At 48.2% G+C, this 12,315-nt stretch carries 15 protein-coding genes; all 15 read right to left on the reverse strand.

Features of this window, described 5'->3' with window-relative positions; genetic code table 11:
* Positions 1 to 59 precede the first annotated feature (59 nt).
* The 15 genes from BG910_RS11060 to BG910_RS11130 all read right to left on the reverse strand — a co-directional run bounded on the left by BG910_RS11060 (position 60) and on the right by BG910_RS11130 (position 12,299).
* Complete coding sequence (locus BG910_RS11060) at positions 60 to 470, reverse strand: single-stranded DNA-binding protein (RefSeq protein WP_157694084.1); 411 nt, start codon at positions 468 to 470, stop codon at positions 60 to 62.
* A gap of 512 nt (positions 471 to 982) precedes the next feature.
* Positions 983 to 1,120: a hypothetical protein gene (locus tag BG910_RS12455; protein ID WP_157694086.1), complete on the reverse strand. Its 138-nt coding sequence runs from the start codon at positions 1,118 to 1,120 to the stop codon at positions 983 to 985.
* Positions 1,121 to 1,173: 53 nt separating this feature from the next.
* Complete coding sequence (locus BG910_RS11070; RefSeq protein WP_089036887.1) at positions 1,174 to 1,662, reverse strand: hypothetical protein; 489 nt, start codon at positions 1,660 to 1,662, stop codon at positions 1,174 to 1,176.
* A 56-nt stretch (positions 1,663 to 1,718) separates the two neighbouring features.
* Complete coding sequence (locus BG910_RS11075) at positions 1,719 to 2,168, reverse strand: hypothetical protein (RefSeq protein WP_089036888.1); 450 nt, start codon at positions 2,166 to 2,168, stop codon at positions 1,719 to 1,721.
* A 142-nt stretch (positions 2,169 to 2,310) separates the two neighbouring features.
* A complete protein-coding gene (locus tag BG910_RS11080; protein ID WP_157694087.1) occupies positions 2,311 to 2,826 on the reverse strand; it encodes a hypothetical protein in 516 nt (171 codons plus the stop codon).
* A 5-nt stretch (positions 2,827 to 2,831) separates the two neighbouring features.
* Positions 2,832 to 3,932, reverse strand: coding sequence for an AcaB family transcriptional regulator (locus BG910_RS11085; RefSeq protein WP_089036890.1), 1,101 nt, complete (start codon positions 3,930 to 3,932; stop codon positions 2,832 to 2,834).
* A 586-nt stretch (positions 3,933 to 4,518) separates the two neighbouring features.
* Complete coding sequence (locus tag BG910_RS11090; RefSeq protein WP_089036891.1) at positions 4,519 to 6,036, reverse strand: hypothetical protein; 1,518 nt, start codon at positions 6,034 to 6,036, stop codon at positions 4,519 to 4,521.
* 15 nt (positions 6,037 to 6,051) lie between these two features.
* Complete coding sequence (locus BG910_RS11095; RefSeq protein WP_089036892.1) at positions 6,052 to 6,723, reverse strand: DUF2786 domain-containing protein; 672 nt, start codon at positions 6,721 to 6,723, stop codon at positions 6,052 to 6,054.
* A 14-nt stretch (positions 6,724 to 6,737) separates the two neighbouring features.
* Positions 6,738 to 6,947 carry a helix-turn-helix domain-containing protein gene (locus tag BG910_RS11100; protein WP_089036893.1) on the reverse strand — a complete coding sequence of 70 codons (210 nt, stop codon included), beginning with the start codon at positions 6,945 to 6,947 and terminating at the stop codon, positions 6,738 to 6,740.
* Positions 6,948 to 6,963: 16 nt separating this feature from the next.
* Positions 6,964 to 7,701: a hypothetical protein gene (locus BG910_RS11105; RefSeq protein WP_089036894.1), complete on the reverse strand. Its 738-nt coding sequence runs from the start codon at positions 7,699 to 7,701 to the stop codon at positions 6,964 to 6,966.
* Entirely contained in the window at positions 7,698 to 8,315 is a 618-nt protein-coding gene (locus BG910_RS11110) for an STY4526/YPO1902 family pathogenicity island replication protein (RefSeq protein WP_089036895.1), read from the reverse strand. The genes BG910_RS11105 and BG910_RS11110 overlap by 4 nt, the downstream gene beginning before the upstream one ends.
* Positions 8,308 to 9,924: a ParB N-terminal domain-containing protein gene (locus BG910_RS11115; protein WP_089036896.1), complete on the reverse strand. Its 1,617-nt coding sequence runs from the start codon at positions 9,922 to 9,924 to the stop codon at positions 8,308 to 8,310. Before BG910_RS11115 ends, BG910_RS11110 begins: the two co-directional genes overlap by 8 nt.
* Positions 9,917 to 10,849: a ParA family protein gene (locus BG910_RS11120; RefSeq protein ID WP_089037252.1), complete on the reverse strand. Its 933-nt coding sequence runs from the start codon at positions 10,847 to 10,849 to the stop codon at positions 9,917 to 9,919. The genes BG910_RS11115 and BG910_RS11120 overlap by 8 nt, the downstream gene beginning before the upstream one ends.
* A 391-nt stretch (positions 10,850 to 11,240) precedes the next feature.
* Complete coding sequence (locus BG910_RS11125) at positions 11,241 to 11,591, reverse strand: DUF1801 domain-containing protein (RefSeq protein WP_089036897.1); 351 nt, start codon at positions 11,589 to 11,591, stop codon at positions 11,241 to 11,243.
* Between the two features lie 156 nt (positions 11,592 to 11,747).
* Positions 11,748 to 12,299 (reverse strand): YniB family protein, encoded by a 552-nt coding sequence (locus BG910_RS11130; protein WP_089036898.1) that lies wholly within the window; start codon positions 12,297 to 12,299, stop codon positions 11,748 to 11,750.
* Between the last annotated feature and the right edge of the window lie 16 nt (positions 12,300 to 12,315).

A 12,315-nucleotide genomic window follows, 5' to 3' on the forward strand; every position in this document is an offset into this window, starting at 1 on the left:
ATCAATCCGTATCCGTCAGAAACCGGAACGGCAGTGCAGCGGCCGTCCCAGGAGTGGTTTCAGAATGGCGTATCATCCTGTTCGTCCTCTGCAGTGCGGGGCGGTTTCAGGGTAATTGATTCGATACGGTCGGAGGATAGGTTCAGATAGATGTTTTCGACACGGATTTTGCGGGCTTTAACCCGTTGGCCGTCCTTTTCGTAGAATTCGACCAATTCTTCGCCTTCGATGATGACTGGCATACCTTTACACAGTATGTTTTCTAGATGCTGTGCGCGGCGGTTCCAGTATTCGCATTCCAGCCATTCGGTCGGACCAGCCGCAACATAACGGTCGCCCTGTTTTTTATAACGTGTCGAAGCAATGGAAAAATTCAAGACCGTGCTCGGTTCGTTTGAACCGTCACGGTTGATGGTTTTGAGAGAAAATGTCTGTCCTAGATTACCGCGGACAACAAGATTAATAGACATAAAGCTGATCTCCATCGGGAGAAACAGCCGAATTTGCAGAAATTTGGATTAAAATATCCCAAAATACAGATAGGGGTAGAGTATGTTAAAGTGTCTTGTGGTGGTTGTCAAGCCCTTTATTCGGATTTTCCGTCAGATAGAAAACTTTTCCGCTCAATGGCGACCAAATCAACTAATGCCTTTGCCTTTGAATCGGCATGCATATCTTTTTCGTCACTTGCCGGACACAGCTTCAGAAAATTCAGACGGCCTTTGAGCGTGTCTGACAATATTTATCTTGAAAGAAGCCGCTTTGGAAACAAAGCGGCTTTGCTATTGCCAGCGTACCGTCTGCACGGTATAGCCTTTTTCTGACTGTACGATGTTCAGGCAGACGTCCGAACCCCGACTGAGCAGTATCAGTTCCGCCTGCCGTTCAGCCGCCTCTGCCGTCGGATAAGTGCCGATTACCGAATACGTTGCGGGTTTTAAAACCCGTTTCACCGATAAAAACATACTTGTCTCCTTTCCTTTTAAGACGGGTTTTCCAATTTATCAAAAACGGCTTCCGCATAACCCGCTTGGCCGTTTTCCTCGCAAAAGTCTACAAACATCTGCCAATGCTCGCCGAGAAAATCGGCCAGCAGGCGTTTTTCAAAGTTTTCCAGCATAAAAATACTCCTTTCAGGTGGGTATTGATGGATAGTAAAAAACCGTTTCCTATTTAAGTTTCTTTTGCCGACTCTTTTAAATCACTCAGGTCTTTTTTATATCTTTTAAGGGAATATTCAAGAGATTTTCTATTTACAAAAAAAACTTCCTTATTTGATTGATAATTAGTCATGTTATAAACATCCATGCCACATGTAAAAATATCGAAAAAAATAAGGTACAATGGCGACATGAAAAAAATAAAGCAGAAGAATTCAATATTCCAAAAGAATTTTATAAAAATGTACCAGAAAATAATGCAAAGCCCTAAGACCACAAAAAATGCTCTTTTCTTACGGATTGACAATATATCTTTGGCTTCGTATTCTGAAATTTCAATCCATTCGTCATTAGGATTGCTTTTCAGTGCCTGCTCCATCCAAAATATTTTTCTATTATATTTTTTTATACAGTCAGCAATCCTTCTGTCATTGTCCGCTTTACAGTAAATTTCGGCTTCTTTCTCGAAGTCCGACAAACTCCTTCTCTTCATCATATACATATCTTTCCTTTCATTGCTCCACGGGTTTTCAGCAGCCGGTTCATAGCTACGGCTTTTTAAAAAATAGTTGACGGAAGAACGCCGCAGGATTTCGCCCCGGTGTCACCACCGGATTGCGCCGCCTGCATGATGGCTTTGGATTTGGCATCGGCATAAGCTTCGAGTCCTATCTGCCTGGCCACCTTGTAATCTTCGTTGCCGAAGGTGCATTGGCTGTAGTCGATGTTTTCGGATGGTAGTTTTTCCTGCACGATGTGACCATAATAAACGGTCAGGTTTGGTCGATCATCATGAACGATAAATATGAAGGCGAGCATACCGACAGCCCACGACAGCCAAGGCATAGAGTGGGTTTGAATGCCTTTAAAGCGTTGGATCGTATCAATGATGATTTTGAGTATACATATCGCGAATATAAAAACTGCGCCGTACCAGCTTATCGTGTAATAAGGTGGCGTGCTATCTAGATAAAATCGGATGACCGATAGGATTTCCTGTTCCAACATGAGAATTACTTCCTTATTAAATTATTCCTTCTTGGTTGCTGTAAACCCCGTTTACAGCTTTCCCACTCCGGATTTTGTAAACAGTGTTTACAGCTTTCCGCTTTGGATTTTATGTGGGGGGCACACAAATTTTCTGTCTGTCTCACAGATATGGTAGGCAAATCGCTGCCACAGGAATATTTTGCGATTCGGACATCTGCTGTATTTCCTGAACCAGTGCATAGTCGGTTTTCAGTATTTCATACAGCCGTCGGCCTTCCGAATGGAATTGCCGCATTGTTAGGTGTACGCGTATATGGAGCAGACGTTCGTCATAAGACGCATTGGCTTTATCCAGATAAACGGCAATTTTTGCCCAGTCGGTAATATCCGTTCGTTTTTTACCTTCGTACTCGGCCCAACAGATACTGGGTATATGGAATTCTTTGCGCGGATATTCAGGCAGATTCGGGTGAGCAACCGCGATTGTCCGGTAGGCCAGTCTCCTGACCAATCCCATTTGTCTCGACTGCTCCAAAAAATGCCGGGCATTGGCGACAAGTTCGTACACAGCCTTTTCAGTTGCTGCAATTTCCATTGCGACAGCTTCAGGCTCCCTTACCCTTAAAAGGCTTTTGTCGCACATAGATTTTTTACGGTCAGGAAACAGATCGCCCATAGCATCTATCCAAGTTGTTCCTGAGAGAGAATCTCTGTCAAACCGAACCTTACTGCTGCTTCATAAAGCTCGGATTGACGTTTTGGGGGGATAACTGTATCAACAAAGGTAAAGGCAGGCATCCTACGGTACAACAGTACATCTTCCTGTAAAGGCGACAGTACACCGTTTGCCACGGCCACACCCAACTTCTCGGCAATTACCGCATCTTCCAGCAGCGTAGTACGCGATATTGACTGAATCTGTCTGATTTTCATCGCAGAGGTGTACAGACCTTGCAGCAGCACCCTGATTTTTTTACCGCACTCATGAATTACGTCATTGCTGGCTGTATTCGACATCAGACCTTTCAGTCCCATCGTCTTTGCCAGACGAACCAAATAATCGTAGGCCGTCAAAAGCTGCAACAGTCTGAAACCGTAACCGCGTACGGCAGAGGTTTTAATCAATACCGGTTGGGCATTGGCGAAAACGCCGATGTGTATCCCTGTTGCACGATACTGTTCAAGCATCTGCTGCATCTTATTGGTTTCTGCTGCCAATGCACCCGAGACAGTATCCAGTTCTGTTTCAAATGCCAGCAGTTCGGCATGAGCAAAAGGATTATCGGCTTTCGCAGCACGGACCAACTCACCGGACAAAGCCATGCCGTAACGTATTCCGGGCCACCGGTGTGTCTTTTTATCGTTTTTACCCTCCCATATACGGATACCTTGTTTGGTATGCAGTTCAAAGGCATCTTCGCTACCGGCCAGCGTGCCGACCTCATCAAAGATTTTGTCTTCCGACAGGTAAACTGCATAATCATCCAAATTGACCGAACCCAAAGAACGGGAGCGTTTCTGCCCGTTCCGGATACGCTGACGCAGGATATGCTGCTTTAACAGCATCTCATGTTCGGCCAGTACCGCCAAAGCCCCTGCATCAGGATGACTGCTGTCTACACCGTCTGCTGCTACTGCTGCCAAACGCTTCCGTTCCGCCTCCCAGTCATACCCATCGGAAAACACCGACTGTTCCGACACAGGAAAGGACGTATCAAACTGCTGCGGCACACGGATGGATTTCGGTTTGATAACCAGTTTTTGTTTGTTGTTTTGGGTCATGATTGACGATACTCCTGTGAAAAATCTTCGGGTTTTGTGTGGGCCCCACACAAACTTTCCCGCTTCGGATTTTGTGAATACTGTTCACAAACTTTTCCGCTCTGGATTTTGTGAACGGGGTTCACAAACTTTCCGCTCTGGATTTTGTGAACAGTGTTCACAAACTTTTCCGCTCTGGATTTTGTGAATACTGTTCACAAACTTTTCTGCTTCGGATTTTGTGTGGGGGGCACACAAACTTTCCGCTCTGGATTTTGTGAACGGGGTTCACAAACTTTCCGCTCTGGATTTTGTGAACGGGGTTCACAAACTTTCCGCTCTGGATTTTGTGAACAGTGTTCACAAACTTTTCCGCTCTGGATTTTGTGAACGGGGTTCACAAACTTTCCGCTCTGGATTTTGTGAACAGTGTTCACAAACTTTTCCGCTCTGGATTTTGTGAATACTGTTCACAAACTTTTCTGCTTCGGATTTTGTGTGGGGGGCACACAAACTTTCCGCTCTGGATTTTGTGAACGGGGTTCACAAACTTTCCGCTTCGGGTTTTGTGTGGGGGGCACACAAACTTTTTTGCTATGGATTGCTGTTACCAACTAGCCTTGGCACCTGCTTTTTTCAGTGCTGCCTTCATTGAATCTTTAACCTTCTGGTAGACTTCCGAGTTGGATGTTTCCACTGGTGTTTCGGGTTTATCCGGAGATTGCAGGAACCGCTGTTCGGCACGCAGGCGTTCCGCTTCCCAAATTGCCTGCTGTTCACGCCGTTCCCGTACTATTGGGGCCAGTACGCAAATCAGTTCGCCGATGGCTGCTTTACGGCACAGGACGGTCAGCAATCCCAATGGGCTGGTAATGGGTTTGGTCTGCCCGGCGATTTCGTCCAGTATTTCCTGCAACTGCTCCTTGTTGGCTTCGGGGTGTAAGCGGGTAAATATTTCCCTGCTTTTTCCCTGCATGGATTGGCCCCATGTTTTCGGGTAAATCAAACCGTCAAACACTCCCACTACATTATTGTCTTTGTTGTAGTTGTTTTCTTCAGAAAACTCACTGTAATTTATATCTTCAAGAATTCGCCCTTTTGTACCTTGTGTATTTGCCGTTTTGTCACCTGTTAATTCGCCGTTTTGTAACGTATGTATTCGCCCTTTTGTTACCTGTGTATTTACCCTTTTGTAACCTATGTTCTTCCAAAAAGGCACTACTGTATTAACCCTTCTGTAACGTGTGTACTCCGAAAAAGTACCTTCTGTATTCGCCCTTTTGTTACCTGTGTGCTCTGAAAAAGTACCTGCTGGGTTGGTGTCTTGTACGGTCGCATTTTCCGGTGGTTTGGGAAGCCGGCTGCGGTTTTTCAGCGCACTCCAAATGGCTTTGCCGTTGAGCAGGGTAAAAATGCGGCGCGAGGCGAAAAAGTGTTTTTCAATAATAAAATCATGTGCTTTGAGCCGGTCTCTGGCAGTTTTCTGGGTCTTGTAGGGGAGAAACAGGTATTTTTGCCAGCCTTGTATGTTGAAGCTGACAAACCAGCGGTCGCTGTCGTTGTCCATGCCGCCTTTGGCAATGCACTGCTGCATGATGAACGACAACATGATGGCTGAATGGATGCAGCCTGTGAGGTCAACCAAGTCGCGGTGGTAGGCAATGCGTTCTTTGAAATAACGTAGGAAAAACAGATTGGAAGGCTGTCTGAAATCGGTTAGGCTGATGTCAGGTGTTTCCGCACCATTGGCCGTACAGACCGCTTTTGCCAACGCATCCAGTCGAATACGCAATTCCAAACGACCTTTGCCGAAACCGTAACGCTTGTAGCGTGTTTCGATCAGCCCGGATTCCAGCAGTTTCTGTTTGCAGGTTCCTTGTTCGCGTTTGCTTAATCCGGTTTCACCGTGCATCTGTTCTACGGATTTGTGTATCCATCCGTCTGAACCAACGATGTCGGTGCCACGCTGCGTCCAGTAAACCAGTTGCGACAGGAATACGGCGGCTTTGATGGAACCTGCTACACCGATCAGGCATTTATAAACGGCAATAGTACGCCCACCCTGCAAAATCTGTTTGCAGAGCATGATGTCGCGGTTGTACTCATGCGGGGCAGGAAGATTCATGATGCAGATACCTGTTTATTTCGCCAACAGGTTTGTTTCCGACTGTCCCAGCGGTACATTCAGTTTGATGTCTTTGCCTATCTCGATGCCTGCCCGATAATCGTCTCTGTAGCTGCGTACGCCTTTTACGTCACGTGTTTTGGCCTGTTTCATCTCGCCGTATTTATGCTCCCTGTACTGCGTAATCAGTCCGATTTCCTGTTCGGATTGGGCAAAACTGATGACGTTTTTCCGGACACCCCGTACCCAGCCGTCACAAAATTTGTTGGCACGGGCGGTTTTGTTTTTGCCGATGCGTACCCGTGACAGTTCCGTTTTCATGTATCCGCGCCGTGCGGCTTTGAGTTGGCGCAACAAAACCGTATAGGCATAAGCAGCCAGCTCGGAGCGACCGTTTATGCCGCAAAAGATAAAACCGCTACCGATGCTGTTGACGCTGTGCCATCTCTCGCAGCCAAAGGCGATGCCGCAAAGGTGTACCAGATTCCAATGCCATTGCGGTACGGTCAGGGGAGCGGCTATGCGGTCTTCGGATATTTCTGACAGGGAAACGTCGAGTTCATCCAAACCGAACTGAGTCATCAGAATTTGGGCGTGTTTTAAGGCTTGGGCGGCTTCATGCTCGTTTGCCGATTTGCCCAGAGCCAGGCATTTCTTGATTTTTTCCAGAGCAGATTGTTTGTCCATGTTGTTGTCCTTACTTATCTGTCTTGCAATGCTGCTTCGATTTCCAACATATCCGCTTCGCCAAGATAGGCAGTAGTCGGGTATTCGTTTTTCAGTATTTCCCACTCCTGAGGGGTCAACCCCATGGCTCTAACCAAGTCGGCCAAGCTGCTTCCGTTTCTGTGGGATACAAAGCCGAGAATTTGCGCATCGGCCATATCCAGTAATGATGTTTCTTTGTTCATGTCCTTTTTCCTTCTTTCAGATGGTCAGCGTCTGCATATAACCGTCGGTCAATTCTGCCAGCCTTTTCAGGCTGTATCGGCAGTAGCGCATACGGGGGAAACCCCTATACTCGTTTTCGATCAAACCGGCGGTGCGCAGGGCTTCCGATGCGTTTTGCTGTTCGCGCTTGCTCAGGTAGCTTCGTTCGGTAACGGTTTTTTCAGGCAGCAGAATCCAATCGCTGAAACTGCTGCGTTTGGCAAAGTCCGTATGCGGTGTTTCCGATTGGATAACCGCCAGATACAGGCAGGCTTTGACCGACAGGCCGTAGTGGAGCAGGGTACGCAGGTGCAGACGGTTGATGGAAAGGGGCGGGGCGGTAACGGCCGTCAGGGAGAGATTGCTGTGCCGGCGCATCATTGCTTCCAGTTTTGCTCCGTTCAGACAGTACAGTGAAGCGCGGACATTGCGGTCGTTCATCAAAACACCTTTGTCCAGCAGGCGGTCGCGTACGGCATACCATTGCCCGCGCCCCAATCCCGTTTCGGCAGCGGCGGTGTGTTCGTTGAATGCCGCCCATTCGCCTTCGCCGTAACGGGTAACGTAACAGCTGAGGAAATAGCCTGCCGTAACCGAATCTAGAGCTTGGGCAAACTGAACGACATAGCTGACCGGTTCGTCCCACAGTGCGGCCAGATAGGCGGTGTCGGAGGCCTCCTGCTGCACCATGCCGGGATGGTGCAGTAGGCCTTCGCGGAGGTTGTCCGTCCTCATCGTCCGCTTCTCTCCGCCTCATCGGATACGATGGTGCTGTACAGCCTGTCCAAGCTGTATTCCGGATAAAGGTTCGCCAGTTTCTGGTAACAGGAGAAGGTATCGGTTTCTTCGCTCTGAAGCTGTTGCCAATCGGCCAGCAGGGACAGGCGGGTTTCCATCGGCAGCGCCGAGCGGCGGCCTTTGCTGACGGGCATACCGAGTTCGTGCCGCATCCTGCGGATGTCTTCTACCGATACTTCGCTGCACAGCATCAGTATCATGTGGTTGCTGGCACCGTACCGTATCAGCCATTCTGCCTGCCGACGGTGGCGTTCGCACCGTTCCCCGTCGCCGGCGGCACGGCAGACGGCGTTGCGTAAAGCGGGAAGGTCAATGCGGATTTCCACCGAGCCGGACATGCTGCGGGCAATCTGCATCAAGCGGTCGGGTGTCATTGCCTGTATCTGTGCGAACACGTCGGCATAGCGGTGTAGCATCACGGCATTGGCTGCCGCTTCTTTGCGTGATTTGGGCAAAACCAGCAACGCGGGCAGGACGGACAGGATTTGCGTATGTACGGGTGTGTGACCGTGGACTTGAATACGGTATTGTTCTGCGACTTGCTTACTCATGGCCGTTCTCCTGTTTTTCGCAACGGTGTACGGCACGGAGTGCATTCAGGATTTCCGATACCGGTTCCGTGTAGGGTGTGTCGACGGTCTGCCAGTACAACACCCGATCCAGCAGATAAACCCGTTCGCCGATACCCATGACGTTGTATTCGTCAAGTACGTCAGGGTCTTGGTAGGCTGTGCGTAACGGCGAACTTTCAGGCAGCATCAGCAAGGGGTTGCTGCTGCCCAAATCCGGTTTGGCGAGCAGGGATTCCTGCATGGAGACTTTGGCCAGATACGCGAATACGTCGCCGGCATCCTCGTGCAGGTTGTCGATGACGAACAGGGCATCGGGGCGTGTTTTGGGAATGTTGTGGAAATCGGGGTATTCAATATAGAAGCCGTAACGGAACATATCGTGGCTGCGGAAACAGTTGTCCAGATGTACCAGAGACAGCATTTTGCGCACGGAGCGGTGCAGACGGCGCAAGGCTTCGTCGCGGTTTTCAGGCAGCCTGAAAGGCTCTGCCGCAGTTTCTTGCCCATGCTGCCGTTCCGCAGCCGGATCGACCGGCGGCGTAACGGTGCCGTCGGGGTTGCCGTGGTCAGAAACGGAAACAGAATCCGTCGTTCCGCCCGTACCGTTTTCAGGCAGGCTTTTGTCCGTGCCCTGTTGCTGCGCTGCATTGTCTGAAGCATCTGTTGCAGCTGCCTGTGTCTGCCCGTGTGCTGTTGCAGAACGGTTTTTTGCGGTCTGCTGCGGCTGTTCCGGCAATATGCCGCCAAATTCTTCGGCGAACCGCTGTTGCAGGTATTTACCCAGCGCAGCGGTGTCCAGTCCGTCGGCTTCGGTTTGCTGTTCTGCCCATTCTTGCAGGGTACTGTCCCAGAATCCGAGGAAGCGGTCTTGCTGTCCCACGGTTTTCAGGCTGCCTTCCAGTTCGTTGGCAAGTTTGCGGAGTTCAATCGTTTTGGGATTGGATAAATGGATACATTTCTCTCTCAAAGAAGACAACATATCTTTGGCGAAAAACAGGTAGCCTAGAATTTGATATGTTAAAGATAAGCCGTGAGAAACAAAGAGGCTCTCCAATTCACGCAAACTCAGTTTTTTATCACTTTGAGCCTGGAACATTTCCCGGATGGCCGCATATGCTTGAGCCTTGTCCCAAAAGCACATCTCTGCCCGCTGTTCGTTCTCAATCAGGTGGGCAATTTGGATGTCGGCTTCGGATGTGTATTCGGCAAATATGGCAGGAATGACGGCAAAACGTTCCAATCCTGTTTCTTCATGCAGCTCTTGGCAGATTTTCAGGCGGGTGTTGCCACCCTGTGCCAGCACAAAACGGCTGCTATCGGGTCTGCGGGTAATGTGCACGGGCTGCTGTACGCCGGACTCACGGATGGACTCCTTGATTTGGCGGTACAGTTCGGGGTCGTGCCGGGTACGCGGGTTTTTGTCGAAGAAATCGATTTCATATACCGAAACGTTCATGAACAGCCCCGGAAAAACATCGTCTTTGCGGGCAATGTCCATGCCGGTCTGCACCGGTTGTGGTACGTTCAGGCTTAATCCTGCGGTTTCCAATGTGAGTTTCGGACGGGCAGATACTGTGTTTTTATTCATGGCTGCCGTCCTCCGCACCGTTTTGAATGTTTTCAGCCGATAAATTCGCTGTATTTTCTTCTGGCAGCAGGTTTTCGAGGTTGTCGCCGAATAAGTGGCACTCTACCTTTTGCTCCTCAATTGACGGGAACAGTTCGTATACGAGGTTAATCATCTGGCGACGGGCTGAAGAAGACTTGCCGGAGTGGGTATATTCGTGACAATGCACTGGAATCCGCAACGTTGAGGCTTCTTTATAGGCTTTAGCCGATGGAATTTCCAATGTAAGCAGCCGCTTATTGGGATCCAACGTACTGTTGAAGTATTTTCTGATCTGTTCGGAAATCATCCGCGCATCTTTGGTGCGGTCACGGGCATAAATCAATGCACGCAGAGGCGGAATCGGCAGATTCATAATTGAACCGTGTGCGAGCCGTTCAAGTGCGTCTTGGGTACCGGAAATAAATTCGCGCGCACTCAGGGTTTCGGGCATTATGGGGGAGAGTACGAGATTGGCCGCAAAACAAGCTGCATCCTGTATCACGCCTACCGATCCTTGTGTGTCGATCAGGACAGCATCGTAGTTTTCGGCAATGTAGGGATGAACCAACTTACTGCGTAGAAGGAAGGCGCGATCAGGACGGTTTTGAACTTTAACCTGTACGTCATCGCTCACATCGTTAGAAAAAATAATGTCGAGATTGGGATAAATTGTGTTTGAGATGGTGGAACGGATGGTTGTTTCATCATTTTTTTCCAGCAGGAACTCCACCACTCCGTTGGGTGCACGATAGTGCAGCGGAAAGTATTTGCTTAATGATGGCTGAACATCGGTGTCTATCATCAACACCCGGAAACCCATGTCTGCTAGAACGGCAGAGAGGTTGGCTGTGACTGTCGTTTTACCCGTACCGCCTTTGGTCGAGAACACAGTTATGATTACCATGAAAATATCCTTTTCTATCAAAAGCATATTCTCTTGGGGGCGTAAAAATCATCGCACTGTGTCAAACTGAACTAACAGAAAAACGGTTTTAGCGAAACTCGCTACACCCGTTTTCAGACGGCGTTTTGGTGTGGGCAGGATTTGATACATATTCGTACGGTTACGCCGCTTTGGGCGGCTAACCGTACCTACGGGTTCTATGCTTGCTTGGGTGAGACGGTATGCCGCAACCCGATGAAACGGCAACCATGTAGCCATGTAGGTTGGGTTAGGCGGTACGCCGTAACCCAACGCAACGGCAGGGGTTCGGTTGGGTTTCCGAAGCGGTAACGGTTGTTGGGTTACGGCCTTAAAGCGGCCTAACCCAACCTACGCTTGCTAGACTGACATTTTATTCTGCTGCTTTTTGCGCCAATCGTAAGTAATCCGTTAAATGCTTATTTTCTATATCTTCAAGCGTATGTAATTTCAAATGACGGCAGTCTTTGCCTTTTCCTTCTAATAAACCGTGCGGGTCTGCTATCTCGGCGCCATGATTAAATTCCACAGATACATGTTGCTTGTAAACAAAAATGCCGCAAAACGGTTCAGGTGCGGCAAACAGAATGCCGCCATATTTCACTTCTTCCTCTACTGTATCTGCCAGCTGCAATATTCTCGTGCGCACGCTATCGGCGATTTCATACAAGGCGGGATTACCAATTTGCCAGTCATTCAGCAGACTTTTTACTTTTTGGTTCATGATTTCCTCCTAATTTGAGTTCTGCATAAGCAAGAGTAGGTCGGGTTAGGCGGTACGCCGTAACCCAACGCAACCACAGGAGTTCGGTTAAGTTTCCGAAGCGGTAACGGTCGTTGGGTTACGGCCTTGAAGCGGCCTAACCCAACCCTACGCTTGCTAGTTTAATCCAAGAGCTTTAACTAAAGCAGCTCCTACTACTGCTAAAATCAGCCCAACTATTAGTGGTGCGAGATATAAATCATGGAATTTATTTGAGGACTGAGGGAGTTCAACATTATGTTTGATCTGTTTTCTAGTTTCGTTAACTGAACTTTTAATCGAATCCCTAAGTAAGTAATCTTCAATTTCTCTATCAATCATTTTTATGCGACCTCTAAGTTCAAGTGCAGAGTTAATTACAATCCACCCAATAAAAAACATCATATAAATTAACAAGAAGATGAAATTTTGCTTATCCATTATATCTATTTGATTGGGAACTGGAGAACGTTTCCAAAAGAAATTGAGAAATTCTGTTCTTTCATAGATAGAGTAAACTATATTTTTGAAAGGTAACGAAATTGCGTGCCCTAAACTAGTCCCATCATCTAATCTAAAATAAAACATTTTACAAATAGAAACAATAGTAGAAATAGCGGATGGCAGAGAAATTAGAAAACCACATATAAACCTGATGATTACCTTTCGCTTAGCATCATTAAAATTCATATAAAAGCTCCAATTT

Source organism: Neisseria chenwenguii (genome assembly GCF_002216145.1).
GTDB classification, from domain to species: domain Bacteria; phylum Pseudomonadota; class Gammaproteobacteria; order Burkholderiales; family Neisseriaceae; genus Neisseria; species Neisseria chenwenguii.

Bases quoted from the DNA above. Each gene is read 5' to 3' on its own strand.
- BG910_RS11130 (WP_089036898.1), bottom strand. From the start codon at position 12,299: ATGAATTTTAATGATGCTAAGCGAAAGGTAATCATCAGGTTTATATGT.
- BG910_RS11115 (WP_089036896.1), bottom strand. From the start codon at position 9,924: ATGAATAAAAACACAGTATCTGCCCGTCCGAAACTCACATTGGAAACC.
- BG910_RS11080 (WP_157694087.1), bottom strand. From the start codon at position 2,826: ATGGGCGATCTGTTTCCTGACCGTAAAAAATCTATGTGCGACAAAAGC.
- BG910_RS11125 (WP_089036897.1), bottom strand. From the start codon at position 11,591: ATGAACCAAAAAGTAAAAAGTCTGCTGAATGACTGGCAAATTGGTAAT.
- BG910_RS11110 (WP_089036895.1), bottom strand. From the start codon at position 8,315: ATGAGTAAGCAAGTCGCAGAACAATACCGTATTCAAGTCCACGGTCAC.
- BG910_RS11060 (WP_157694084.1), bottom strand. From the start codon at position 470: ATGTCTATTAATCTTGTTGTCCGCGGTAATCTAGGACAGACATTTTCT.
- BG910_RS11085 (WP_089036890.1), bottom strand. From the start codon at position 3,932: ATGACCCAAAACAACAAACAAAAACTGGTTATCAAACCGAAATCCATC.
- BG910_RS11090 (WP_089036891.1), bottom strand. From the start codon at position 6,036: ATGAATCTTCCTGCCCCGCATGAGTACAACCGCGACATCATGCTCTGC.
- BG910_RS11075 (WP_089036888.1), bottom strand. From the start codon at position 2,168: ATGTTGGAACAGGAAATCCTATCGGTCATCCGATTTTATCTAGATAGC.
- BG910_RS11105 (WP_089036894.1), bottom strand. From the start codon at position 7,701: ATGAGGACGGACAACCTCCGCGAAGGCCTACTGCACCATCCCGGCATG.
- BG910_RS11100 (WP_089036893.1), bottom strand. From the start codon at position 6,947: ATGAACAAAGAAACATCATTACTGGATATGGCCGATGCGCAAATTCTC.
- BG910_RS11095 (WP_089036892.1), bottom strand. From the start codon at position 6,723: ATGGACAAACAATCTGCTCTGGAAAAAATCAAGAAATGCCTGGCTCTG.
- BG910_RS11070 (WP_089036887.1), bottom strand. From the start codon at position 1,662: ATGTATATGATGAAGAGAAGGAGTTTGTCGGACTTCGAGAAAGAAGCC.
- BG910_RS12455 (WP_157694086.1), bottom strand. From the start codon at position 1,120: ATGCTGGAAAACTTTGAAAAACGCCTGCTGGCCGATTTTCTCGGCGAG.
- BG910_RS11120 (WP_089037252.1), bottom strand. From the start codon at position 10,849: ATGGTAATCATAACTGTGTTCTCGACCAAAGGCGGTACGGGTAAAACG.